This is a genomic window from Polaromonas sp. (genome assembly GCF_012927455.1).
In the GTDB taxonomy this organism is placed as follows: domain Bacteria; phylum Pseudomonadota; class Gammaproteobacteria; order Burkholderiales; family Burkholderiaceae_C; genus Polaromonas.
The window spans coordinates 76782-101975 of the sequence record NZ_JABBPE010000015.1; the positions used below are offsets into that span (position 1 = coordinate 76782).

A 25194-nucleotide genomic window follows, 5' to 3' on the forward strand; every position below is an offset into this window, starting at 1 on the left:
GTATGGATGCAACGAGCGGACAAGCGCTCTTTCCCGCCTTTTTTCGGAACGACCAATCATGAACACGACGGATGCTAAGCGCATCCTCGAAACAGCCCTCATTTGCGCGCAGCAACCGCTGCTTTTGCGTGAAATGGGCGTGTTGTTTAACGGGGTGCTGACTGCCGACAGCCTGAAGTTGGTGCTGGAAGACTTGCAAAACGACTGGTCTGGGCGCGGTGTGGAACTCGTGCAGGTGGCGACGGGCTGGCGCTTTCAAAGTCGGCCCCAATTGCGTGAATACCTTGACCGGCTGCATCCCGAGAAGCCTCCCCGTTACAGCCGAGCGACCTTGGAAACGCTGGCCATCATTGCCTATCGCCAGCCCGTGACGCGCGGCGATATGGAAGACATACGCGGTGTCACGATCAATAGCCTGCTGCTCAAGCAATTGGAAGATCGTGGTTGGGTGGAGGTGATTGGTCACCGCGAAACCGTTGGGCGGCCGGCGCTCTTCGCAACCACTAAGCAATTTCTGGATGATTTGGGCGTCGAATCCCTGGACCAGTTGCCTGCAATGGACAGCAGTTCCGGTCAAGGCTCCATGATCGAGCAAATTGAGTTTGGCATTGCAGAAAATGCACCCATGCGTTCAGAAGAGCAGGGGGTCTCGCCGGAAACTGCCGATGGCGAAACCGCTGTGCAGGCACTGGATCCGCCAGCCTCAGAAAGCCAGGAAAATTCGTCATCCGACGCGGCCAACAATCCTGAACACGATTCCCCGGCTCGGTGCGTAAGCGATCCTCACTCATGAATGTAAAAGCATGAACCCACAAGACCAACCTGCTTCCGAAGTCCCCGCTAACTCTGACCAAAGTCAAGACAAGGCGCTAACCTTCGAAAAAAATGGGGAGGATGCTCCTCATTTAATAGCGTCTGGTAAACAGTCAAATACTTTGACGCAGCCTGAGGCAATTGAACGACGTCCTATTGCGCCCGGGGCAACCACCATGCGGTTTGAAGACGTGGTGACCGGTCAATTTGACGCTGACGAGGAGGATGTGGCGCTTGATTTGCCTAAACGGGTTTTGTCGCCACAGCCTGAAACCCCCAAATTACACAAAGTGCTTGCGCAAGCCGGTTTGGGATCCCGGCTGGAAATGGAGCAGTTAATTCTTGAAGGACGCATTTCGGTCAATGCCGAGCCCGCCCACATCGGGCAGCGCATCCAGTTCGGTGACTCCGTCAAGGTCAATGGCAAACCGGTTCGGGTGCGGATTGATCCGCCGCCTCCCCGCGTTATCGCTTACCACAAGCCGGCCGGCGAGGTCGTGACGCATGACGATCCGCAAAATCGGCCGACCGTGTTCAGGCGGCTGCCCAAACTATTTCAGGGCAAATGGCAGTCGGTCGGACGTCTGGATCTGAACACCGAGGGCTTGCTGCTTTTGACTAGTTCTGGCGAGTTGGCCAATAGGCTGATGCATCCGCGCTTTGGGCTAGAGCGCGAATACGCCGTGCGCGTGTTGGGTGCGCTGAACAACGAAGAAAAAAAACGTCTGCTCGAAGGGGTAACGCTCGACGATGGCCTGGCTCAGTTCAGCTCCATCGAAGCCGGCGGGGGCGAGGGCGCCAATTGCTGGTATCGGGTCACCATTTCCGAGGGGCGTAACCGCGAGGTCCGTCGCATGTTCGAAGCGGTTGGTCATGCGGTTAGCCGCCTCATCCGGATCCGCTACGGCGCCATGGTGCTACCGCGGGGACTGAAGCGGGGCGCCTTTGTAGAGCTCGACGAGCAGGATATTTGGGCGTTGACCGGCGCTGTGACGCGCTCCGAAGCGCGAGTCGATCCGCGGGGAGCGCCCAGAAACTTGTCCTCCCGGGATGACCGCGGCAATGAATCCCGACGCGGTCGTGACGCCGGCAGAGATGATCGCGGGCGCGGCGGCCGTGGGCGACCTTCGGAGTCCGATACCGGGCAAGCCGCTGCATTGCCGCCAGCTGACGTCGAGCATGAGCCCTATGAGCTGCAGCCGCCCCCGCACCGCATGGAAGCCACACCCAGAGACTACAACCAGCGTCGCGGTGGAAAAGGACGCAGCCCGGCAGGTAATCCCGGCTCCCGCTCTTGGACTGGGCAGTCGGTGGGAAACGGTGGCGCGCAAGGGCCACGTAGGCGCGATGACCGTGCCGACAGGAGCGACAAAGCGCCTGGTGGTGCGCAGCCTGATCCCATGAAAACGTCGTTTGGCTACATCGGTGCCGAAACCTTCACCCGGCAAAGACAAGGGCAAGGACAGGGGCAGGGGCAGGGGCAGCGTCGCAGTGGCGGCGGTAACGCGGGCGGCATGGGGGGCGGTGGGACTGGCGGTCAGCGCGGCGGTGGCACTGGAGGCGGAAATCGGGGAGGCGGTAATCGTGGTGGCGGGGGGAACCGCAACGGAAATCGCTAGATTTGGCTTAGCCATTTCGATTCTCCGGGTGGGCGAGAACGTCTTGGCCCGCAGGTTAAAATCAGTGGCTTTATTCAGTTTGTTGAACAATTTAAAAATCCAAGTCTTAAGGAAAATTTATGGCGATCGAACGCACTTTGTCCATCATCAAGCCTGACGCAGTGGCAAAAAATGTCATTGGAAAAATCTATGCTCGTTTCGAAGCTGCTGGCCTGACAGTGGTCGCAGCCAGAATGGCACATCTGTCACAGGGTGAAGCCGAAGCTTTTTATGCGGTGCACAAAGAGCGTCCTTTTTTCAAGGATCTGGTCTCTTTTATGATTTCCGGTCCGGTGATGATTCAGGCCCTGGAAGGCGAAGGCGCCGTTTTAAAGAATCGTGACCTGATGGGCGCTACCGATCCAAAGAAGGCCGCTGCCGGCACCATTCGTGCTGATTTCGCCGATAGCATTGATGCCAACGCCGTTCACGGATCAGATGCTGCCGAGACAGCCAAGGAAGAAATCGCATTCTTCTTTCCTGGCATGAACGTTTACTCGCGTTAAACCATGTACCACCCCACGCCTTGTTTCGCCTTCCCCGGGGCGACGCTTGCTTGGGGTGGGCGAGCCTATTGCTTACTAGGATGACGGCCAACCTGCTTGACTATGATCTGGAGCGTCTGACCGCCTTTTGCGAGGAGCTTGGTGAAAAGCGCTTTCGTGCTACCCAGCTTTTCCGTTGGATTCACCAAAAAGGTGCTTCAAATTTTGCGCAGATGACCGATCTGGCGAAGTCCCTTCGCCAAAAACTGGCCGTCTCGGCCCACATTCAGGGCCCCAAAGTGGTATCTCGTCACGATTCGGCTGACGGCACCGTCAAATGGCTGTTTGATGTCGGTGCTGGCAACGTCATCGAGACTGTTTTTATTCCTGAAGCAGATCGCGGAACCCTGTGTATTTCGTCGCAGGCAGGCTGCGCAGTGGGTTGCCGGTTTTGTTCGACCGGGCACCAGGGTTTTAGTCGCAACCTCACCACCGGGGAGATTGTTTTCCAATTGTGGTTTGCAGAGCACTTCCTGCGCCGTCACCTTGGCCGGCAAGAACGCGTCATTTCCAATGTCGTCATGATGGGCATGGGTGAGCCCTTGCAGAATTACTCGCAACTGCTGCCCGCCCTGAAGGTGATGCTCGATGACCATGCTTATGGTTTGTCGCGTCGCCGGGTGACGGTGTCCACTTCCGGCGTTGTGCCGATGATTGACCGGCTGGCCGAGGATTGTCCTGTGGCACTTGCTGTGTCGCTGCATGCACCGCTGGATGCGTTGCGTGACAACCTGGTTCCGCTCAATAAAAAATTTCCTATCGCTGAGCTGCTGGAGGCCTGTACCCGCTACCAATCGGCCGCTCCACGCGACTTCATTACTTTTGAGTATTGCATGCTCGATGGGGTCAATGACCAGCCTGCGCACGCGCATCAGCTGCTGGCGTTGATACAAGCCCATGCGGCAAACGGCCTGAAGTGCAAATTTAACTTGATACCGTTCAATCCGTTTCCGGCCTCCGGTCTGACGCGTTCTGCCATGCCGCAAGTCGCAGCCTTTGCAAAAATCCTCATGGATGCGGGCATCGTCACCACTGTCAGGAAAACCCGTGGAGATGACATTGACGCAGCCTGCGGGCAATTGGCGGGTGACGTTCAGGATCGAACCGGTGTGGACCAGCGCATGGCCACGCAGCGGCAAGGTATGCTAGGTGGAATCAAGGTGGTGGTGCTCAAGGGGATTGATGTATGAGGTTTTTCGGCAATGGGTTGTGGATGCCAGCATGCTGGATTGCGCTGCTGCTGGCGGGTTGTGCAAATCAATCGGGGCTTCCTGGGGTATCGGGGATATCGGGCAACCGAACCGACCTCGTCACAGAGTCAGATGAACCCGATCAACGCCGACGCGCGCGGCTACGCCTGGAGCTTGCAACCGGTTATTTTGAACAAGGGCAGACCACGGTTGCGCTCGATGAAATCAAGCAGTCGCTGGCCACAGATCCAAGCTACGGAGACGCTTTCAACTTGCGCGGGCTGGTCTACATGCGGCTCAATGACATTCCTTTGGCCGAAGACAGTTTTCGCCGTGCCCTTGCGTTAAATCCGCGCGATGCTGATGTGGCGCATAACTATGGATGGCTGCTTTGCCAGCAGGCCCGTTACAGCGAGTCATTCCGGCTGTTTGCGCAGGCCACAGCCAATCCCACCTACAGCGGCAAAGCCAAAACATGGATGGCCCAAGGCGTCTGTCAGGTTCGTGCGGGGCAGCGGACTGAGGCTGAACAAAGTCTGATGCAATCTTATGAGCTGGATGCCGGTAACCCAGTCACGAGCTATAGCCTTGCCAATCTGCTTTACGCGCGCGGAGAGTTGACGCGTGCGCAGTTTTACATCCGCCGCTTGAATAACAGCGAATTTGCCAATGCTGAAACTCTCTGGCTTGGCATCAAGACCGAACGCAAGCTTAACAATCGTGAGACTTTGCTGCAACTTGCCGACCAGCTCAAAAAGCGTTTTGCGCAATCGCCTGAGGCTGCTTTGTACGAAAAAGGTGTCTTCAATGACTAACTTGGACCCGGCGTTGGCAGGAAGTTCCGGGGCAGATACCGCGTTTGACGGCTTTGCCAGCGGCCAAGGCTCGAGCGGACCGGGGCCGACCGCCGGGGCATTGCTTCGCGATGCGAGAGAATCGGCAGGCGTGCACATTGCAGCTTTGGCAGTCACGCTTAAAGTGCCGGTAAGAAAACTCGAAGCGCTGGAGCAGGATCGATTCGACCTGTTGCCGGACGCCGTTTTTGCTCGGGCGTTGGCCGCCAGCGTGTGTCGCACCCTTAAGCTGGATGCGGCTACGGTGCTTGAGCGGCTACCCAGAACCAGTACGCCAAAACTGAGTTACCCAACCACCCGCAGCAGCACACCGTTTCGCTCGTCAGGTTATGGGTCCAGCTCTGGGACGTCGTTTCGGGCGCAGCTTTCGCGGCCCGCGGTTCTCACCGGCATTGTGTTTTTGCTGGGCGCACTGGTGTTGATTTTCTTGCCAGCCAAGAAGCCGGACGCGGTTCCTGGCACAGCTGGGACAGAGGGCGCGCTGGTCACCGGTGAATCACTGAAGGGGCTGCCCGCAGCCCTGACCAAGGCCGGCGCTGACTTGGCGGAAAGTACCAAGTCTGTGCTGTCAGCGCGGCAAACAAGCGAAGCCGCTGCTCCCGTCAATGCGGCCCCAACCGGGGGCTTGCTGGTCACCGATTCAATTACATCTACAACACTTGTGCCAGCCCAAGCCTTGGCTTCGATGCCTGCCGCTGCACCTGGTGATCCGGCCGTGCAAGCCGCAGTCACCGGTCTCGTGACATTCCGCGCGCAGGGACAATCCTGGGTCGAGGTGACCGATGCAAAAGGGACGGTGGTGCTTCGCCGTACGCTCGCCGCCGGCGAGCTCGTAGGCGCTACCGGAGCGTTGCCGCTGACGGCCGTAGTGGGCCGGGCGGACGCCACACAGGTCCAGGTGCGTGGGCAGGCCTTCGACCTGAGCTTGGTGACCAAAGATAACGTAGCCCGATTTGAGGTGAAGTAATGCAGCCTTGTCTACCTATCGAGTCGGCTTTTCCGAAAGCGCGGCCTAGCACTCAGGTTCAGGTCGTCTGGGGTGACCGTGTGGTGACCGTGGGCGGCGACGCACCGGTGCGGGTTCAGTCAATGACAAATACCGACACGGTGGACGCCATCGGCACCGCCATTCAGGTCAAAGAGCTTGCGTTGGCCGGTTCCGAAATGGTTCGCATCACCGTCAATACTCCAGAGGCGGCCGAGGCCGTGCCGCACGTGCGGGATCAACTCGATCGCATGGGCATCGACGTGCCGCTGATCGGCGACTTTCATTACAACGGTCACAGGTTGCTAACCGACTATCCCGCCTGTGCCGAGGCATTGTCCAAATACCGGATCAACCCTGGCAATGTGGGCAAGGGTGACAAACGTGACCGCCAGTTCGGTCAGATGATAGAAGTTGCCATGCGCTGGAAAAAACCGGTGCGCATTGGCGTGAACTGGGGCAGTCTTGACCAGGAATTGTTGGCCAGCCTGATGGACAAGAATAGCGCGCGTGCCATCCCATGGGATGCCAAACAGGTCATGTACGAGGCACTGATTACTTCGGCTATCGATTCCGCCCGGCGTGCCGAGGAAATGGGCATGCGCCGCAACCAGATCATCCTGTCCTGCAAAGTCAGCGGCGTTCAGGATCTGATCTCGGTGTACCGTGAACTGGCCAAGCGCAGCGATTACGCACTGCACCTCGGCCTGACCGAAGCCGGCATGGGGACCAAGGGCACCGTTACTTCCACTACGGCGCTGGCGATTTTGCTGCAGGAGGGCATCGGGGACACCATTCGTGTCTCTCTGACCCCCCAGCCCGGGGAGGCTCGCACCCAGGAGGTCGTCATTGCATCTGAGATCCTCCAGGCCCTCGGCTTGCGCACCTTTGTTCCCAGTGTGACGGCGTGCCCTGGCTGCGGCCGGACCACCAGTACCACTTTTCAGGAACTGACCAAGCAGATCGATGACTTCCTGCGTGCTCAGATGCCGGTCTGGCGTGTGCAATACCCGGGCGTTGAAGGTCTCAAGGTCGCCGTGATGGGCTGTATCGTTAATGGGCCGGGTGAAAGCAAACATGCCGATATCGGCATCAGCCTGCCTGGTTCTGGCGAAGCACCGGCCGCGCCAGTATTCATTGATGGCGAAAAAAGACTGACGTTGCGCGGCGCAAACATTGCGCAGGAGTTTCAGGTCATCGTCGAGAACTACATTGAAAAGCGCTTTGGCACGCCCGCTGTCGCCAAAGCCGCCTAATACGTACTGAGCCATGCTTGAAAAAATGAATGCCGGCAGGGAGGTGAAATCGCCTGTGGCAAAGACAGAAAAACTAATGGCCGTCAAAGGCATGAACGACATCCTGCCGCCCGACTCGGCGCGCTGGGAATGGCTGGAGGACAAGGTCCGCTCTCTGATGGGACGCTACGCCTATCGCAATATTCGCACACCCATTCTTGAGCACACACAGCTGTTTGTGCGGGGCATTGGCGAAGTCACCGATATCGTCGAAAAGGAAATGTATTCTTTTGAAGATCGTTCGGACAAACATGGCCACTACGACCACCTGAGCATGCGGCCGGAAAATACGGCCAGTGTGGTTCGCGCGACGACCGAGCACAACCTGCTCTACGACGGTGGCAAGCGCCTTTACTACATGGGTCCGATGTTCCGCCGGGAGCGCCCGCAGCGTGGCCGTTACCGCCAGTTTCACCAGATCGGGGCCGAAGCGCTGGGATTTGCCGGCCCCGAGGTCGACGCAGAGCTGATTTTGCTGGCCGCGGCGCTTTGGAAAGAGCTGGGTCTGAGCGATTGGCGCCTGGAAATCAACAGTTTGGGTCAGCCCGAAGAGCGCGCGCAGCACCGTGCCCAGCTGATCACTCATTTCGAGCAGCATGCGGACGCACTGGACGAAGAGGCAAAAAGGCGCCTGCGCAGCAACCCGTTGCGCATTCTGGACACCAAGAATCCAGCCATGAAGGCAATGGTTGAGAGCGCCCCCCGATTGATCGACTTTCTGGGAGCCCAGTCGCTGGCGCATTTTGACGGCCTGAAAGCCATTTTGGATGTCAACAACATCCCTTGGACGCTCAACCCTCGCTTGGTGCGTGGGCTGGATTATTACAACCTCACGGTGTTTGAGTTTGTGACGGAAAGGCTGGGCGCGCAGGGCACTATTTGCGCCGGCGGCCGTTACGACTACCTGATTGAACAGATGGGTGGCAAGGCGGCGCCGGCTGTGGGCTGGGCTTTGGGTGTGGAACGGGTGCTGGAACTCATCAAGGAGCAGGGCGACGCCATTGTGCTTCCCGTGCCGGATGCCTACGCGGTAATTCCAGAGGTTTCTGGCTTGCCCATTGCGCTGCAGGCGCTGCAGGCTTTGCGTGCGGCAGGTGTGAGTGTGCAAATGCACGCTGGTGCCAGCGCCGAGGGTCTGGGCAGCATGAAGTCGCAATTCAAGAAGGCCGATGATAGCGGTGCCAGGTTTGCACTGATTTTTGGTGCCACCGAGCTCGCCCAAGGAAGTGTTGCCCTCAAACCTTTGCGGGGCGAAAAAGCCGGCGGTGCGCAGGTCCAAACCTTGCAGCCGCTGAACAATGTGGCGGCCTGGGCCGACACGCTGCGCACACCGCCTTGCAGTTGAGCATCCCGCCAGACGCCAACTCATGCGCGAAACTCGGCCCCCTACAATCGTTCTCAACTTAATCGTGCCGTTACCGGCCAAAACAACAAGACTTTTATGGCAAAACACCTTGATCTGGAAGAACAGGAACAACTTGACGAGCTCAAGCACTTTTGGAAACAGTATGGCAACCTCATTACCTGGGCGCTGATTGTCGTATTGGGCGCCTTTGCCGCCTGGAACGGCTACCAATACTGGCAGCGCAACCAGGCAGCGCAGGCGGCCGTGATGTATGACGAGGTAGAACGCGCCGTGCAATCGGGTGACGCTGCCAAAATAGAGCGCTCTTTGGCAGACATGAAAGACCGCTTTGGTGGCACCACTTATGCACAGCAAGCCGGCCTGCTGAGCGCCAAGGCCTATTACGACAAAGGCAATGTCGATGCCTCCCGCGCGGCTTTGAGCTGGGTCGCCCAGAAAGCTGCCGATGAAGGTTATCAGGCCATTGCCAAATTGCGCCTTGCCGGGCTTCTGCTAGAAAAGAAGGCTTACGACGAGGCCCTCCAGCAGCTTGCCAGTTCCTTTCCGAAAGAATTCGTAGCCCTCGCGGCCGACCGGCGCGGCGACATTCTGGCAGCCCAGGGCAAGAAAGTTGAAGCCAGGGCGGAATACGAAAAAGCCTATAAAGGGCTGGATGAGCGCGCGGAGTACCGGCGCATGGTGGAGGTCAAGCTCAATGCCATGGGTGTTGACCCTGCTGCCCAAAGCAAGCCAACAACAATTTCACCCGATATCGGGGTGAAACCATGATAAGTAGGTCAAATATGCGTTTGACCCATGAAATACGGGCGCTGGCTGCTATAGTTTTAATAGCATTTTTGGTGGGCTGCTCGGGCGGTTCGCCTAAATCAAAACCAGCTGAGTTGGAAGCCGTGACACCTCTGGTATCAGCCCGTCAAAGCTGGAATGCCCGCATCGGACCTGTGAATTTTCCGTTGGAAATTGCTATTCTCGGTAACAGCGTGGCGCTTGCCAGCGGCGATGGCGCCGTGGCCATGCTGGACGCGCAAACCGGCCGTGACATCTGGCGCGTTGCGCTCAACACGCCTATCGCAGCAGGTGTCGGAAGTGACGGAAAGGTCGTGGCGGTGGTCACCAGAGCCAACGAAGTCGTGGCACTGCAGGACGGTCGGGAACTCTGGCGTCAAAAACTCAGTGCGCAAGCCTTCACTGCGCCGTTTGTGGCCGGCGCTAGGGTATTTGTGCTGGCCGCAGACCGCTCGGTCAATGCTTTTGACGGCCTGACCGGTCGCAAGCTGTGGGCCCAGCAACGCCCCAATGAGCCCTTAGTGCTGCGCCAGTCGGGTGTCATGCTGGCGGTAGGCGATACGCTGGTGGTTGGTCTGGCGGGTCGCTTGGCCGGCCTGAACCCTGCCAACGGCAGTATTCGGTGGGAAGCGCCCATTGCCTCGCCCCGCGGCATTAACGATGTCGAGCGTCTGGTCGATTTGGTAGGGCGCGTCAGCAGGGACGGTAACAATGTCTGCGCGCGGGCCTTTCAGGCCAGTATTGGCTGCGTGGACGCCGCTCGTGGCAGTCTGCTCTGGAGCAAGCCCGCCAATGGCGTGCAGGGCATACACGGTGATGATCGCCTGCTATTTGGTACAGAAGCAGACGGCACGGTGCTGGCTTGGAGACGCAGCGACGGCGAGCGGGTCTGGTCGGTCGAGCGCCTGCGTTACCGCAGCCTGACGGCGCCCCTGGTGGCCGGGCGCTCCGTGGTGGTCGGCGATTTTGCCGGTTTTATCCACCTGTTGTCGCGTGAAGACGGCTCGCTCCTCAACCGCCTTCCCACCGACGGCTCGGCCATCGCGGCAGCGCCTGCACTGGCTGGCACCACGCTGATCGCGGTGACCCAAAATGGCGGAATTTACGGCTTTCAGCCCGAATAAGCGCAGCCCTTCGAGAAATCTGATTAATGAAACCTGTCATTGCAATAGTCGGCCGCCCCAACGTGGGCAAATCGACACTTTTTAACCGGTTGACCAAGACGCGGGATGCGATCGTGGCCGACTTTGCCGGGCTGACGCGTGATCGGCATTACGGCAACGGTAATCTTGGTACGCACGAATACATCGTCATTGACACCGGTGGCTTCGAGCCCGATGCCACGACCGGCATCTACAAGGAAATGGCCAAGCAGACCCGCCAAGCGGTTGCCGAAGCCGATGTGGTGGTTTTTGTGGTGGACGCCCGGGCAGGTATCAGCGCGCAAGACCATGACATTGCCAGGTACCTGCGCAAGCTGGGCAAGCCGACGGTGCTGACTGCCAACAAGGCTGAGGGCATGACCGAAGGGGTCCAGCTGTCGGAGTTTTTTGAACTCGGTCTGGGCGAGGTGCTACCGGTTTCTGCGTCGCATGGCCAGGGCATGCACACGCTGGTGGAACTGGCGCTGGCGCCGCTCGAGCTCCCCGATCCCGATGAGGAGGCTGAAGCGCAGGACCCGTCGGTTATCAAGCTGGCCGTGGCGGGCCGACCCAACGTGGGCAAGTCGACCTTGATCAACACCTGGCTCGGTGAAGAGCGTCTGGTGGCATTTGACCTGCCAGGCACCACGCGCGACGCGATTTCCGTGCCTTTCGAGCGTGCCGGGCAGAAGTTTGAACTGATCGATACCGCCGGTCTGCGCCGTAAAGGCAAGGTTTTCGAGGCGATTGAAAAATTTTCCGTGGTCAAGACCTTGCAGGCGATTGAAAGCGCCAATGTCGTATTGCTTTTATTAGATGCCACGCAGGGCGTCACCGACCAGGACGCACATATCGCCGGCTACATTCTGGAAAGTGGGCGGGCGGTGGTGCTGGCCATCAACAAATCGGACGCGATTGACGCTTACCAGCGCCAACTGCTGGAGCGTTCTATTGAAACCCGGCTCGGTTTTTTGAAGTTTGCCGCGATTCATCCGATTTCGGCCATCAAGCGCCAGGGCCTGGCGCCGGTGTGGAAGTCCATCATCCAGGCCCACGCCTCCGCCAATCGAAAAATGTCAACCCCGGTGCTGACGCGCCTGCTGCTAGAGGCGGTCCAGTTTCAACAACCCCAGCGTTCGGGTATGTTTCGTCCCAAGCTTCGCTATGCACACCAGGGCGGCATGAACCCCCCTATCATCATCGTTCACGGTAATTCGCTGGAGCATGTCACCGCAGCCTACAAACGTTACCTCGAAGGGCGCTTTCGCAAGGAGTTCGACCTGGTCGGAACGCCGCTGCGCATTCAGATGAAAAGCTCCCACAACCCCTTCACAGATAAGGAATCGGTCTAAGACTACAGCATGCGCTATGGGGCTGTGGTAACGTTAAGTTCTATCAACTTTTGAACACGGAAAATATCGTGAGCAACAACAAAGGTCAGCTGCTGCAGGACCCATTTCTCAACACTTTGCGTCGCGAGCATGTGCCTGTTTCGATTTATCTCGTCAACGGGATTAAATTGCAGGGTCAGATCGAATCTTTCGATCAATATGTGGTTCTACTTCGCAATACCGTGACCCAAATGGTCTACAAGCATGCGATTTCCACCATTGTTCCTGGTCGTGCTGTGACCTTTGCGTCCAGCGTCACTGAAGAAAGCCCCGCCAGCTGAGTTCGTACGGCGCACCGGTGGAAACTCAACCTCTCGTCCTTTTGGTAGGGGTTGACTTCGGCTCACCCAATTTTGACAGCGCTCTGCTGGAGCTTGGCTTGCTCGCGCAAACTGCGGGCCTGTATCCCGTTGCGCGCGTCACCTGCAAGCGCAGGGCTCCCGATGCCGCGTTGTTCATTGGCACGGGTAAGGCCGACGAAATCAAAATGCTGGCTCTGGACACCGGAGCCTCCGAAATCCTGTTCGATCAGTCGCTCAGTCCGGCCCAGCAGCGCAACCTGGAGCGGCATCTCGAAATGCCTGTCAATGACCGGACCATGTTGATTCTGGAAATTTTCGCCCAGCGTGCGCGCAGCCACGAGGGCAAACTTCAGGTCGAGTTGGCCCGGCTGCAGTACGTGTCGACACGCTTGGTGCGGCGCTGGTCTCACTTGGAGCGGCAAACCGGTGGCGCAGGGGTGCGCGGTGGCCCGGGCGAAAAGCAGATCGAGCTCGACAAACGCATGATCAGCGAAGCCATCAAGCGCACCAAAGAGCGCTTGAGCAAGGTCAAGAAACAGCGGCAGACGCAGCGCAAACAGCGAGAGCGGCGTAATTCTTTCACGATCTCGCTGGTAGGCTACACCAATGCTGGCAAAACAACACTGTTTAATGCGCTGGTCAAGGCGCGTGCCTACGCGGCCGACCAGCTGTTTGCCACGCTCGACACCACGACTCGGCAACTCTACCTGGGCGATGGTGCGCGCCCGGCCTCGCTGTCCGACACGGTCGGTTTCATCCGGGATCTGCCGCACGGGCTGGTTGATGCGTTTGCTGCCACACTGCAGGAAGCGGCCGATGCAGACCTGCTGCTGCATGTGGTAGATGGCGCAAACTCCGATTATCTTGAACAAATCGAGCAGGTACAGCGTGTGCTGTCCGAGATTGGTGCCGCTGACGTGCCGCAGATACTGGTTTTCAACAAGCTCGATGCTGTTGAAAAAGGCAGCTTGCCCCTGCATCTGCGTGATAGGTTTGAACTCAGGGGCGCGTTTGAGGGGCCAAGCCGCAGCGTTGAACGGGTCTTTGTCAGTGCGCAGAGCGGGGAGGGCTTGCCCTTGCTGCGCGAACTTCTGGCCAGTCAGGCGCCAAGCTCACCCTCAGAAAAAATTCCTCAAACAACCGAGGACGATACCTGATCTGGCAATTTCATTAGGCACAATGCGTTGTATTGAAAAAAAAGTGAGTCTCTTCCCATGAATCTGAACCCCGTGCTGCAGACATTGACGACCTTGCCAGGCCGGCTCAAACAGAGAGCCCGTGGCATGTTTAACCTCAATGATCCACGTTGGGGCCGGGACGACGACAAAGCGTCGCCCGATGAAACCAAGCCGGAGGCGCCGCGCGACGACAAGCAGCCGACCCGGCCTCCTAATCGTCCGCAGGGTCAGGGTCCCAAGCAGGGTCCGCCTGATCTGGACGAACTCTGGCGCGATTTCAATCGCAAGCTGGGGGGCCTGTTTGGTGGGAAAAAAGGCGGCGGTAACCGCGGTGGTTTTGGTGGCGGCGGTGGCAATGGCGGGGGCTTTCAGCCTGACATGAAAAGCGCCGGCATTGGCGCCGGCCTGATCGCCGGTGTCGTCTTGCTGATCTGGTTGGGCACCGGTTTCTTCATTGTGCAAGAGGGCCAGCAGGCGGTCATTACCCAGTTCGGCAAGTACCACTCGACGGTAGGCGCAGGTTTTAACTGGCGTTTGCCTTATCCGGTGCAACGTCATGAAATTGTGGTGGTGACGCAGATCCGCTCGGTCGATGTGGGACGCGACTCCATCATCAAGGCCACCGGCTTGCGCGAATCGGCCATGCTGACGGAAGATGAGAACATCGTCGAAATCAAGTTTGCCGTGCAATACCGCCTGAACGATGCACGCGCCTATTTGTTTGAAAGCAAGGATCCCGCTGCTGCAGTGGTTCAGGCGGCCGAAACGGCGGTCCGTGAGGTCGTCGGCAAGATGAAAATGGACATGGCGCTGGCTGAAGAGCGCGACCAGATCGCTCCGCGCGTGCGGGCACTTATGCAGACCATTCTCGATCGCTACAAGGTCGGGGTGGAAGTCGTCGCCATCAATCTCCAGCAAAGCGGGGTGCGCCCGCCCGAGCAGGTGCAGGCGGCGTTTGATGATGTGCTCAAGGCCGGCCAGGAACGCGAACGCGCCAAGAACGAAGCCCAAGCCTACGCCAACGATGTGATTCCGCGGGCCGTGGGTTCCGCATCCCGGCTGAATGAAGAGTCGCAAGCTTACAAGGCGCGCATCGTGGCGCAGGCGCAAGGCGATGCGCAACGCTTCGGCTCGGTGTTGACCGAGTATCAAAAAGCACCGCAAGTTACGCGTGACCGCATGTATACCGACGCCATGCAGCAGGTTTATTCAAGCGTCACCAAGGTTTTGGTGGAATCGCGCCAAGGCTCCAATCTGCTGTATTTGCCGCTCGACAAAATCATGCAGATGAGCGGGCAGGGGGGTGCCGCCGGTGGGGCCGATGCACCACTGCTACCGGGCACCGGCGCTGCGTCGTCTGTGCTGCCTGCCGCTCCCGCAAGCACCTTGCCGCTTGATGCCCGCGCCCGCGATTCATCGCGCACCCGTGACCGTGAAACCCGCTGAGGAAAACAAAAGTGAACAGAGTTGGACTTATCGTTTCGTCGTTGCTGGTGCTCTTGGCGCTGCTTAGCTCCACGTTGTTTGTGGTTGACCAGCGCCAGTTCGGCGTGGTCTACGCACTCGGCCAGATCAAGGAAGTGGTGTTGGAGCCAGGCCTTAATTTCAAGCTGCCGCCACCTTTTCAAAACGTTTCTTATATCGACAGGCGTCTGCTGACACTGGACAGCACTGATTCAGAGCCCATGCTGACCGCCGAAAAGCAGCGTGTCGTCATTGACTGGTATGTGCGCTGGCGCATCATCAATCCGTCTGAGTACATCCGCAACGTAGGCCTTGATGAAAAGGCCGGTGCCAATCAGCTCAACCGGGTGGTTCGCAACGCTTTTCAGGAAGAAATCAATCGGCGCACCGTCAAGGATCTGCTGTCGCTCAAACGCGAGCAGCTGATGGCTGATGTCAAAAAAGAAGTGCTGGGCGTGGTCCGTGGTACCAAACCCTGGGGCATCGATGTGATTGACGTGCGCATCACCCGCGTCGATTACGTGGAGGCAATCACTGAATCGGTTTACCGGCGCATGGAAGCCGAGCGCAAGCGGGTTGCCAACGAGTTGCGTTCGACCGGCGCCGCCGAAGGCGAAAAAATCCGCGCCGACGCTGACAGGCAGCGCGAAGTCACGATTGCCAACGCCTACCGCGATGCCCAGAAGATCAAGGGCGAGGGCGATGCCGAAGCTGCCCGTACTTACGCCGAATCATTTGGCCGGGATGCACAGTTTGCCCAGTTTTACCGCAGCCTGGATGCCTACAAGGCCAGTTTCAGCCGGAAAAGCGACGTGCTGGTGCTTGATCCGTCGTCCGACTTCTTCAAGGCCATGCGCAGCTCGGGTGGTTCTTCCAGCAGCGCAACTATGCCGGCAAAAAAATAAACCAAGGTGAGCGGCGACATTTTCTGGCAAGCGCTGGCCCTGCTGTTGGTAATTGAAGGGCTGCTTCCATTAATCTCGCCGGCCGCGTGGCGCCGGATGTTTGAGCAGCTTCTGCAACTGGGAAACGGCCAGATCCGGTTTTTTGGCCTTTGCAGCATCGCGTCAGGCTTGGTTTTGCTGGCGCTGCTGGCCTGAATCCGCTGCTAGCGGCACACTGAGCGCGCCTAGCGTTGGCTTGGATATTTACCGTTGACTGCTGCATCTGGCTGTCTACAGCTTAAAAAGCGGCCCCAAGACCGGTAAAATCTGGTTTTTAAACGCCCCACGAAAAACACAATGCCCGCCTGGTCGTCATCATGGCAATTGCCCGATCAAATTGCCGATGTCCTGCCCTCCGAGGCGCGTCACATCGAAGAGTTGCGCCGCCTGTTTCTGGATAACGCCAGCAGCTATGGCTACGAACTGGTCATGCCGCCCTTGCTGGAGCACCTTGAGTCGCTGCTCACCGGGACCGGCGAAGCGCTTGATTTGCAGACCTTCAAGCTGGTTGACCAGCTGTCGGGCCGCACCCTGGGCTTGCGCGCCGATACCACGCCACAAGTGGCCCGGATCGACGCGCACCTGCTTAACCGTAACGGCGTGGCCCGTCTGTGCTACTGCGGCCCGGTGTTGCATACACGGGCCGAACGCCCGCACGCCACGCGCGAGCCCTTGCAATTCGGCGCCGAAATTTACGGCCATGCCGGGCTGGAGGCCGATCTGGAAGCCCAGCAGCTCGCGCTGCAAGGCCTGCGCGCTTCCGGTGTGACCGAACTGGCGGTCGACATGGCCGACGTCCGTATCGTCAGCAGCCTGCTAGCTGGTGCCACCATCAAGGGCAGCACGCTGGCGCTGATTCATGCCGCGTTGGCGGCCAAGGATGCCAGCGAGCTGGACAGCCTCACCGCCAGCTTGAAGGGCGACATCTCGGCGGCGGCCCGCGAAGGCCTGAAAGCGCTGCTCCAGCTGTATGGCGATGACCGGGTCTTGCTGGAGGCCGAAAAAGTCTTGCCGCCCGCGCCGGGACTGCGCGAGGCGCTACAAAATTTGAAGTGGCTGGGAGTTCATGTGGGCGATGTCAAGGTCAGTTTTGACCTGGCCGACCTGCGCGGCTACGCCTATTACAGCGGCACGCGTTTTGCCATTTACGGACACGGCGCCGAGCTGGCCCGGGGCGGGCGCTACGACGAGGTCGGCGCTGTGTTTGGCCGCAACCGTCCGGCCGCCGGTTTCAGCCTCGATTTGAAGGAGCTGGTGCGGGTATTGCCGCCTCGACCCCTGAAGGCCGCCATTCGCGCGCCCTGGGGCGAAGACGCCGGCCTGCGCGCTGCCATCGCTCGTTTGCGTGCCGGTGGCGAGACGGTAGTCTGCGTGCTGCCCGGTCATGAACATGAAGTCAATGAATTTGACTGCGACCGCGAACTGGTCGAAGCGGCCGGTCAATGGGCGGTCCGGCTCCTGCAAAAAGTCGGCTGAAAATCCTCCTGAAGAGCGGCCGGGCGGGACAGCTCCCGGGCCAACTTGATTCCATCAAACCTTAATGAGAAACCTCAAGATGACACAGCAATCAATCGCCGCCCCCGGCCGCAACGTCGTGGTCGTCGGCACCCAGTGGGGTGACGAAGGCAAGGGCAAACTGGTCGACTGGCTGACCGGGATGTCGCAGGGCGTGGTGCGCTTTCAGGGCGGCCACAATGCCGGCCATACGCTGGTCATCAACGGCGTCAAGACCGCCCTCAACCTGATCCCCAGCGGCATCATGCGCCCCGGCGTCAAGTGCTACATCGGCAACGGCGTGGTGCTGTCCACCGAGCAGCTCTTCAAGGAAATCGAGCGACTCGAAGCCATTGGCGTCGAGGTGAGGTCGCGTCTGCGCGTCAGCGAAGCCTGCCCGCTGATTCTGCCCTTCCATGCGGCGCTTGACGTCGCGCGTGAAGCCGTGCGCGAAAACGCCGGCAGCGAGAAGATCGGCACCACCGGCAAAGGCATAGGCCCGGCTTACGAGGACAAGATTGCGCGGCGCGCCCTGCGCGTGCAGGACCTGAAATATCCGGAGCGCTTTGCCGCCAAGCTGCGCGTGCTGCTGGAGCTGCACAACCATATCTTGACCACTTGGCTGCATGCGCCGGCTATCGATTTCGACAGCGTCTACGCGCGCGCCATGGAGGATGCCGAACGACTCAAGCCCATGATGGCCGACGTCTCGCGCGAACTCAATGACGCGAATCGCGACGGCGCAAACCTGCTGTTTGAAGGCGCGCAGGGCACCTTGCTCGACATTGACCACGGCACCTACCCGTATGTGACCTCCAGCAACTGCGTCGCCGGCAATGCAGCCGCCGGCTCGGGCGTCGGACCGGGCATGCTGCACTACATCCTGGGCATTACCAAGGCTTACTGCACCCGCGTTGGCGGCGGGCCTTTCCCCACAGAGCTCGACTGGCAGACGCCGGGCACCGTGGGTTATCACCTGTCCACCGTAGGGGCCGAAAAGGGCGTGGTCACCGGTCGCAGCCGGCGCTGCGGCTGGTTTGACGCGGCCCTGCTCAAACGTTCGGCGCAGGTCAATGGCCTGTCAGGCTTGTGCATCACCAAGCTTGATGTGCTCGATGGCATCGATGAATTGAAGCTGTGCACCGGTTATGAGCTGGACGGCCACATCACCGATATCCTGCCCATGGGCGCCGAAGAAATTTCCCGCTGCGTGCCGATTTACGAAACGCTGCCGGGCTGGAGCCAGAGCAGCGTGGGCGTGACGAAATACGAGCAGCTGCCCGCGGCGGCGCAGCATTACCTGCGGCGCATTGAAGAGATCACGGGCGTGCCGATTCACATGATTTCGACCAGCCCGGACCGGGACCACACCATCTTGCTGCGCAACCCCTACGCGGCTGCGGCGGGCTAAATTCCAGTCAAATATGCCTCAAGACCAATGAATACGGGCGCAACCAGCTATCAAATCAGGAGTAATTCCATGTTGACCGAAGACGGCAAGCATCTCTACGTCAGCTACGACGAATACCACAATCTGATCGAAAAACTGGCCATCAAGGTGCACCAGTCCGGCTGGCAGTTCGATGTGATCTTGTGCCTTGCGCGCGGCGGCATGCGCCCTGGTGACATTCTTTCGCGCATTTTTGACAAGCCGCTGGCCATCATGTCCACCAGCTCCTACCGCGCCGATGCGGGCACCCTGCAGGGCAAGCTCGACATCGCGCGCTTCATCACCACGCCCAAGGGCGAGATCGCCGGCAAGGTCCTGCTGGTCGATGATCTGGCTGATTCCGGAAAGACGCTGAACGCCGTGATTCACCAGCTGCGCAACAACTACAAGCCGATCACCGAGCTACGCAGCGCCGTGATCTGGACCAAAGGCGTGTCCACCTTCCAGGCCGATTATTCAGTGGACCTGCTGCCCACCAATCCGTGGATTCACCAGCCGTTTGAAAGTTACGACGCGCTCACGCCGGTGCAGCTGATGGCCAAGTGGAAGATATGACCCCCACGGTCGCTCGCTGCGCGTAGCTCCCTGCCCCCCGAGGGGGCCGCTGCGCCTGCGGCCTGGCAAAGCCAGTCCCGCGGCCCCTGCTGGGTTTAAGTCCCGCGATCGCTGACCGCGCCGTATGAAGTGAGCCGTTAATATGGGCTCATGAGCGACATACCCCACACCTCCACACAACTGATCCACCACGCATACGAGCCGCCCGCTGGTTTTCAGGCCGTTCAACCGGGCATTCATAAAGCCTCCACCGTGATCTTTCCCAACGTCGCTGCGCTGCGCAGCCGCGACTGGAAGCACAAGACCGGCTACACCTATGGCCTGCACGGCACGCCCACCACCTTCACGCTAGAAGAGCGCATCGCGACGCTGGAGGGCGGCAAGTTCTGCACCCTGGCGCCCAGCGGCCTGGCTGCCGTGGTGTTGGTGGACATGGCGTTCCTCAAGGCGGGCGATGAGCTGCTGATTCCCGACAACGCCTACGGCCCGAACAAGGCGTTTGCCCACGCCGAACTCACATCCTGGGGCATCAGTTTTCAGTTTTATGACGCCATGAATCCGGCCGATCTGGCGGCCAAACTCAGCCGCAAGACGCGGCTGGTCTGGCTCGAGGCGCCGGGCTCCGTCACGCTGGAGTTTCCGGATCTGCCTGCGCTGGTGGCAGTAGTCAAGGCGCACAACCAGACCGCTGAGCAGTCCCATCCGCTGGGCAGCATCACCGCGCTGGACAACACCTGGGGCGCCGGCCTGGCCTTCAATGCCTTCACGCTAGGCGCCGATGTGTCGGTGCAGGCCCTCACCAAATACCCCAGCGGCGGCGCCGACGTACTGATGGGGTCGGTGGTCACCAACGACGAAGCGCTGCATCACCTTGTCCACTTTTGCCACATGCGCGTGGGTTACGGCGTCAGCGGCAACGACGCCGAGCTGGTGCTGCGCGGCCTGAACACTATGGCGCTGCGTTACGCCGCGCAAGATGCCGCCACCCGCCAGCTGGCGCTCTGGCTGCAGCGCCAGCCACAGATCGCAGCCGTGCTGCATCCGGCCTTGCCAGGCTCGCCCGGTCATGCGGTGTGGCAGCGCGACTGCAGCGGCGCCGCCTGCCTGCTCAGCGCCGTCTTCAAGCCCGAGTTCACGCAGCAGCGGATTGACCGTTTCTGCGACAGCCTGCGCCTTTTCAGGCTGGGCTACAGCTGGGCCGGTCCTATGAGCTTGTGCGCGCCTTACGACGTGCCGGCCGTGCGCACCACGCCTTGGCCCCATCATGGGGGGCTGGTGCGTTTTTCGGTCGGCCTGGAGGCGGTGGCCGATCTGCAGGCCGACCTGGCCCAGGCACTTGAGAAGGCCTGATTTCAGGCTGGTTGGGCCAACAGGCTAATGCAGTACAGTAAGGGTTGTTCATTCAAGAAAGCACGCCGTGGCAACTCCCAATTACTCCTATGAAAAGCGCCAGAAAGAGCTTGCTAAAAAACGTAAAAAAGAGGACAAGCTCAAGCGTAAAACCGAAGGCAAGCCCGACGAGCCCGATGACGGCACCGAGACTTCCGAGACTTCGGAAACCTCCGCCGACGGCCAGCCAGACCAGCCGCCGGCCGAAGCCGCACCGTGAACTGGCGGCCAGCTAAAAAAACAGGTAAAAACTTGCTCTAGCCCTTTAAATACGGGAGCAGTCAGCTATTTATTTAATAGCATTCCACACGCAACCCGGCTTCACTGCGCAGCAGTCAGGCCGGGTTTGTCGTTTGCGGCTCGGCCAGCATGGTCTGCGCCAGCACTTTCATCGCCGCCTCGCTGTGGTCGCGCGGGGCAATCACCCGGGCCGTTGCATAGTGCGCAAAGTTGCGCCGCATCGACTGCAGGTAAACCGGGTCATAGTGCTTGACCAGCAATTCGCGCACCACCGAGGCCACGTCACCGCTGCGCGCGCGCACCTGCCAATCCTGCACGGTGTCCTTGCCGCGCGCCTCGGTCAGGGCCTGCAAGCGCTCGCAGAAAAAGGCCGTGTCCTTGACGAAAAAGTCGTAGTCTTCCAGCAACAACGCCACGCGTTCGTTTTCGGCCAGTTCCAGCTGCAGGCAAGGGGCGGCGCGCATGGCCGCTATCAGGCCTTCGGGCACCGCCACATTGCCGACTTTTTTACTTTCGCTTTCAATGTAAACCGGACGTGCCGGGTCAAAACCGCGCAGCGCCGCCCAGATGCGGCTGTCAAAGGCTTTCTGGCTGGGCTGTGGCACGCCTGGAATCATGCCCAGCACCGAACTGCGGTGCTGCGCCAGCGCCTCCAGGTCCAACACCTGCGCGCCCTCGGCTCTAAGTGCCTGCAGCAGCCGGGTTTTGCCCGAGCCCGTGGTGCCGCAGACGACCTGGTAGTGGTGGCGCGCCGCTAGCTGCGGCAGATCGGCCACCAGCGCCGCCCGGAAGGCCTTGTAGCCGCCGTCGACCAGCGTCACCCGAAAACCGATCTGGTCGAGGATCAGCGCCAGCGAGCCGCTGCGTTTGCCGCCGCGCCAGCAGTACACCAGCGGCTGCCAGTCGCGCGGTTTGTCCAGCACCTCGCGCTGGATGTGTGCGGCGATGTTGTGGGCCACCAGTGCCGCGCCCAGCTTTTTGGCCTCAAAGGCGTTGATCTGCTTGTACTGCGTGCCAACGATTTTGCGTTCGTCGTCATGCAGGCTGGGCCAGTTCACGGCGCCGGGCAGGTGGTCTTCGGCGTATTCGCCCTCACTTCTCGCGTCAATCACGTCGGAAAAATCACCTAATTTGCCGAGCGCTTGCTCGGCCGATATGCGCTCTAGACTCACTTGATCAATTTCTTCAGTTCGGGCCACACATTGGCCAGCATCTGGCTTTGCGATTGCTCGTTGGGGTGAATGCGGTCGGCCTGGAAGCGGCTGGCCGCGTCGTCCACATCGGCAATGCCTTTAAGGAAAAACGGCACCAGTGCTACCTGTTCGGCCTTGGCTACCTGGCCAAACAGCCGTGCAAAACCGTTGGTGTAGGCGCTGCCATAGTTGGGCGGCACCTGCATGCCGACCAGCAGCACCTTGGCGCCGGCCTTTTTGGCGGCCTGCGTCATGGCGGCCAGGTTTTGCGCCGTCATGTCCAGTGGCAAGCCGCGCAGGGCGTCGTTGCCACCCAGCTCAATCACCACCGTGGCGGGCCGGTGCTGCGCCAGCAGGGCCGGCAGACGCGAACGTCCGCCCGACGTGGTGTCGCCGCTGATGCTGGCGTTCACGACCCTGGCGCTTTTCTTCTCACTGGCCAACTGCTTTTCCAGCAAGGGCACCCAGCCGGTGCCGCGTTTCAGACCGTACTCAGCGCTCAACGAATCGCCGACCACCAAAATGGTGCCTGCAGGCGCCGTCAGCGTTTTAGCTTCAGCCTGCGCGTGAACCCCGCCGGGCGTGTTTAAGCAGGTCGCGACCAGCAGCGCGCCGAGTGGCCTTGACCAACCTAACCAGCTTGACCACCGGTTTTGCGCCGCCCGGTCAGGCTTGCTAAAGTCGAGCCAGGCAAATTTCAAGTTTTCTGATAAGGCTGACATGTTTGAACCCGCAGTTTCTTCCGTTCGTGGCGACGCTACACCAGCGTCCCCCAGATCTTCAATTATTTCCGTTGAGCATGTTTTCAAGTCGGTCACCGACTCCACCGGCACTTTAACTATTTTGCGCGATATTGATTTTTCCTTGAATGCGCGCGAAACCGCCGCCATTGTGGGCGCTTCGGGCTCGGGCAAAAGCACGCTGCTGTCCATCATTGCCGGGCTCGACACCCCGACCCAGGGCACAGTGCGGCTGGCCGGCCACGATATCTTTGCCATCAGCGAAGACGACCGCGCCGCCCTGCGCGCTCAGCAGGTGGGTTTTGTGTTTCAGAGCTTTCAGCTGATGGGCAATCTGACGGCGCTTGAAAACGTCATGCTGCCGCTCGAATTGTCGGGCAGCAAAGGCGCCCGCGCGCAGGCCACCGACATGCTCAAGCGAGTCGGTCTGGGCGAGCGGCTGGGCCACTACCCCAAGGTGCTGTCGGGCGGCGAGCAGCAGCGCGTGGCGCTGGCGCGCGCCTTTGTCGTGCAACCCGCCGTGCTGCTGGCCGACGAGCCGACCGGCAGCCTGGACTTTGCCACCGGCGAAACCGTCATGCAGCTGATGTTTGAGCTGAACCAGGAGCTCGGTACCACGCTGGTGCTGGTCACCCATGACAAAGCGATTGCATCGCGCTGCGAAAGGCGCATCACTATCGAGGCGGGGCAGCTGGTGCCCGCTGCATAAGTATAAAAAATGGCTGTAGCCTATGTTCCGTGGGCGTTAGTAGCTATTAAAAACATAGCGAATATTCGAACTATAAGCCCCCTCTCCACCGAGCAGCAGGCCGGGTGGCCGCCCGATCAGGCCGCTTCAGCATCGGCCGGGATGGATCCTGATTCCGGTCCCAATCGCAAAGGCAGTCATAACGCCATGCTGGCTACAATTTAGCGCATCATCAATCTATCTGGGCGGGAAGCGGCTTGAAAAAAATCTTGCGAGGCAGGCACGTCTCGGGGCTGATGTGCGGCGCGGTGCTGCTGATCCTGGTTCATGTCATAGGCACGCTCGGCTACAGATACCTCGGCCAACCGTCGGCAAGCTGGATTGACAGCTTCTACATGACCTTTATCACCGTGGCCACCATCGGCTACGGTGAAACAGTGGATTTAAGCCGGCACCCGATAGGGCGTTTGTTCACCGTGTTCATTGCCGTGATTGGCATTGGCACGATGAGCTATATGTTTTCCACTTTTGTGGCCCTGCTGCTCGAATCTGATCTCAACGCCGCCCTGAGGAAAAAACGCATGGAAAAGGACATCGCCAAGCTCGCCGGTCACTACATCGTCTGCGGCATTGGTCGCGTCGGCTCCAACGTGGCCGATGAACTGCTCAAGACCAAACGCGTACCGGTGGTCATCGAGAGCGACCGTGAAGCGCTCGAGCGCTGGCTGGAGCATCACCCCGACACGCTGTACCTGCATGACGATGCGACCGACGACGATGCCCTGCGCAAGGCAGGGGTCATGGCAGCGGCCGGCGTGTTTGCGGTAGCCGGAGACGACAGTCAAAACCTCATGGTGTCGCTGTCGGTCAAGCTGCTGAACCCAAAGACGCGGGTGGTGGCGCGCGTGCATGACGTGCGCAACGCCAGCAAGGCGCGACGAGCCGGGGCCGATGAAACCGTCTCGCCCGACTTCACCGGTGGCATGCGCATTGCCTCGGCCATGGTGCGCCCGCATGTCGTCAATTTTATGGACCAGATGATGCGCAGCGATGAAGGGCTGCGCGTCGAGGAAGTGATGGTGCCGGCCGACTTTCCGGCTACACCTTTGGCCGAGCTGATTCCAAAGTCAAGGGACTACATCCTCATGGCCACCCATGAGGATGGCCAGTGGGTGTTCAATCCGGCCGATGATCATCTGGTCAAAGCCGGTGCTGCGCTGGTTTTGATGGCCAGCCCGGGCGGGCGCGCGCATCTGGAGAACTTGCTCAAAACCTGAGCGCCAGCCGGTGTGCTTTGTATCGGCGACCGTTGCGCATGTCTCAACGGCACCGCGGCCAAAGTCGCCAGCGCCGAGTCATGGTCAAGGCTGGAAAATTCGCGTCGTTTAAGGGTGTTTTAGGCCTATAGCCTAATGAATACGGGCGCAAGCAGCTATTGAAATAATAGCAAGCAAGCGGCAAGAAACTGAACGCGCCCGCATCGATTACCGACGCAGGTTTCTTGCGCCGGTGACCAGTGCGCCAGCAGCGAT

At 59.7% G+C, this 25194-nt stretch carries 25 protein-coding genes; 23 read left to right on the plus strand and 2 right to left on the minus strand.

The window, feature by feature from the left end:
- The first annotated feature begins 58 nt into the window (after nucleotides 1-58).
- The 21 genes from scpB to HHJ18_RS12715 all read left to right on the plus strand — a co-directional run bounded on the left by scpB (nucleotide 59) and on the right by HHJ18_RS12715 (nucleotide 21021).
- Complete coding sequence (gene scpB / locus HHJ18_RS12615; RefSeq protein WP_296915784.1) at nucleotides 59-793, plus strand: SMC-Scp complex subunit ScpB; 735 nt, start codon at nucleotides 59-61, stop codon at nucleotides 791-793.
- A gap of 10 nt (nucleotides 794-803) precedes the next feature.
- Nucleotides 804-2432: a pseudouridine synthase gene (locus tag HHJ18_RS12620; protein WP_296915785.1), complete on the plus strand. Its 1629-nt coding sequence runs from the start codon at nucleotides 804-806 to the stop codon at nucleotides 2430-2432.
- Between the two features lie 119 nt (nucleotides 2433-2551).
- Nucleotides 2552-2977 carry a nucleoside-diphosphate kinase gene (gene ndk / locus HHJ18_RS12625; RefSeq protein ID WP_296915787.1) on the plus strand — a complete coding sequence of 142 codons (426 nt, stop codon included), beginning with the start codon at nucleotides 2552-2554 and terminating at the stop codon, nucleotides 2975-2977.
- Nucleotides 2978-3057: 80 nt separating this feature from the next.
- Nucleotides 3058-4206: a 23S rRNA (adenine(2503)-C(2))-methyltransferase RlmN gene (gene rlmN, locus HHJ18_RS12630; protein ID WP_296915789.1), complete on the plus strand. Its 1149-nt coding sequence runs from the start codon at nucleotides 3058-3060 to the stop codon at nucleotides 4204-4206.
- The gene (gene pilW, locus HHJ18_RS12635; protein ID WP_296915791.1) at nucleotides 4203-5021 is read left to right on the plus strand and encodes a type IV pilus biogenesis/stability protein PilW; all 819 of its coding nucleotides are present in this window, start codon (nucleotides 4203-4205) and stop codon (nucleotides 5019-5021) included. The genes rlmN and pilW overlap by 4 nt, the downstream gene beginning before the upstream one ends.
- A complete protein-coding gene (locus tag HHJ18_RS12640; RefSeq protein ID WP_296915793.1) occupies nucleotides 5014-6027 on the plus strand; it encodes a helix-turn-helix domain-containing protein in 1014 nt (337 codons plus the stop codon). Before pilW ends, HHJ18_RS12640 begins: the two co-directional genes overlap by 8 nt.
- Nucleotides 6027-7301 (plus strand): flavodoxin-dependent (E)-4-hydroxy-3-methylbut-2-enyl-diphosphate synthase, encoded by a 1275-nt coding sequence (gene ispG / locus HHJ18_RS12645; RefSeq protein ID WP_296915794.1) that lies wholly within the window; start codon nucleotides 6027-6029, stop codon nucleotides 7299-7301. The genes HHJ18_RS12640 and ispG overlap by 1 nt, the downstream gene beginning before the upstream one ends.
- A gap of 13 nt (nucleotides 7302-7314) precedes the next feature.
- Nucleotides 7315-8685 carry a histidine--tRNA ligase gene (hisS, locus tag HHJ18_RS12650; RefSeq protein WP_296915796.1) on the plus strand — a complete coding sequence of 457 codons (1371 nt, stop codon included), beginning with the start codon at nucleotides 7315-7317 and terminating at the stop codon, nucleotides 8683-8685.
- Between the two features lie 96 nt (nucleotides 8686-8781).
- Nucleotides 8782-9474: a tetratricopeptide repeat protein gene (locus tag HHJ18_RS12655; RefSeq protein WP_296915798.1), complete on the plus strand. Its 693-nt coding sequence runs from the start codon at nucleotides 8782-8784 to the stop codon at nucleotides 9472-9474.
- Nucleotides 9471-10616 (plus strand): outer membrane protein assembly factor BamB, encoded by a 1146-nt coding sequence (bamB, locus tag HHJ18_RS12660; RefSeq protein WP_296915800.1) that lies wholly within the window; start codon nucleotides 9471-9473, stop codon nucleotides 10614-10616. The genes HHJ18_RS12655 and bamB overlap by 4 nt, the downstream gene beginning before the upstream one ends.
- Nucleotides 10617-10642: 26 nt before the next feature.
- Complete coding sequence (der, locus tag HHJ18_RS12665) at nucleotides 10643-11986, plus strand: ribosome biogenesis GTPase Der (protein ID WP_296915802.1); 1344 nt, start codon at nucleotides 10643-10645, stop codon at nucleotides 11984-11986.
- A gap of 50 nt (nucleotides 11987-12036) precedes the next feature.
- A complete protein-coding gene (gene hfq / locus HHJ18_RS12670; RefSeq protein ID WP_296915804.1) occupies nucleotides 12037-12306 on the plus strand; it encodes an RNA chaperone Hfq in 270 nt (89 codons plus the stop codon).
- Nucleotides 12307-12323: 17 nt separating this feature from the next.
- A complete protein-coding gene (gene hflX / locus HHJ18_RS12675) occupies nucleotides 12324-13484 on the plus strand; it encodes a GTPase HflX (RefSeq protein WP_296915806.1) in 1161 nt (386 codons plus the stop codon).
- Nucleotides 13485-13541: 57 nt separating this feature from the next.
- Nucleotides 13542-14951 carry an FtsH protease activity modulator HflK gene (hflK, locus tag HHJ18_RS12680; RefSeq protein ID WP_296915808.1) on the plus strand — a complete coding sequence of 470 codons (1410 nt, stop codon included), beginning with the start codon at nucleotides 13542-13544 and terminating at the stop codon, nucleotides 14949-14951.
- Nucleotides 14952-14962: 11 nt separating this feature from the next.
- Entirely contained in the window at nucleotides 14963-15874 is a 912-nt protein-coding gene (hflC, locus tag HHJ18_RS12685) for a protease modulator HflC (RefSeq protein WP_296915810.1), read from the plus strand.
- Nucleotides 15875-15880: 6 nt separating this feature from the next.
- Entirely contained in the window at nucleotides 15881-16069 is a 189-nt protein-coding gene (locus HHJ18_RS12690; RefSeq protein WP_296915812.1) for a DUF2065 domain-containing protein, read from the plus strand.
- A gap of 141 nt (nucleotides 16070-16210) precedes the next feature.
- Nucleotides 16211-17389 (plus strand): ATP phosphoribosyltransferase regulatory subunit, encoded by a 1179-nt coding sequence (locus HHJ18_RS12695; RefSeq protein ID WP_296915814.1) that lies wholly within the window; start codon nucleotides 16211-16213, stop codon nucleotides 17387-17389.
- A 79-nt stretch (nucleotides 17390-17468) separates the two neighbouring features.
- Entirely contained in the window at nucleotides 17469-18818 is a 1350-nt protein-coding gene (locus HHJ18_RS12700) for an adenylosuccinate synthase (protein ID WP_296915816.1), read from the plus strand.
- Between the two features lie 69 nt (nucleotides 18819-18887).
- Nucleotides 18888-19412: a phosphoribosyltransferase gene (locus tag HHJ18_RS12705; protein WP_296915818.1), complete on the plus strand. Its 525-nt coding sequence runs from the start codon at nucleotides 18888-18890 to the stop codon at nucleotides 19410-19412.
- 150 nt (nucleotides 19413-19562) lie between these two features.
- Nucleotides 19563-20762, plus strand: coding sequence for a PLP-dependent transferase (locus tag HHJ18_RS12710; protein ID WP_296915820.1), 1200 nt, complete (start codon nucleotides 19563-19565; stop codon nucleotides 20760-20762).
- A gap of 67 nt (nucleotides 20763-20829) precedes the next feature.
- Entirely contained in the window at nucleotides 20830-21021 is a 192-nt protein-coding gene (locus tag HHJ18_RS12715; protein WP_296915821.1) for a hypothetical protein, read from the plus strand.
- Nucleotides 21022-21136: 115 nt separating this feature from the next.
- Here HHJ18_RS12715 and mnmH read toward each other — a convergent pair whose 3' ends face one another.
- Entirely contained in the window at nucleotides 21137-22213 is a 1077-nt protein-coding gene (gene mnmH, locus HHJ18_RS12720; protein WP_296915822.1) for a tRNA 2-selenouridine(34) synthase MnmH, read from the minus strand.
- A complete protein-coding gene (locus HHJ18_RS12725) occupies nucleotides 22210-22956 on the minus strand; it encodes an arylesterase (protein WP_296915823.1) in 747 nt (248 codons plus the stop codon). Before HHJ18_RS12725 ends, mnmH begins: the two co-directional genes overlap by 4 nt.
- Between HHJ18_RS12725 and HHJ18_RS12730 the strand changes: the two genes are divergently transcribed.
- Nucleotides 22955-23683 carry an ABC transporter ATP-binding protein gene (locus tag HHJ18_RS12730; protein ID WP_296915825.1) on the plus strand — a complete coding sequence of 243 codons (729 nt, stop codon included), beginning with the start codon at nucleotides 22955-22957 and terminating at the stop codon, nucleotides 23681-23683. The two genes, HHJ18_RS12725 and HHJ18_RS12730, sit on opposite strands and share 2 nt — an antisense overlap.
- A gap of 236 nt (nucleotides 23684-23919) precedes the next feature.
- On the plus strand, nucleotides 23920-24939 hold the full coding sequence (locus tag HHJ18_RS12735) for a TrkA family potassium uptake protein (protein ID WP_296915827.1): 1020 nt from the start codon (nucleotides 23920-23922) through the stop codon (nucleotides 24937-24939).
- Nucleotides 24940-25194: the final 255 nt, after the last annotated feature.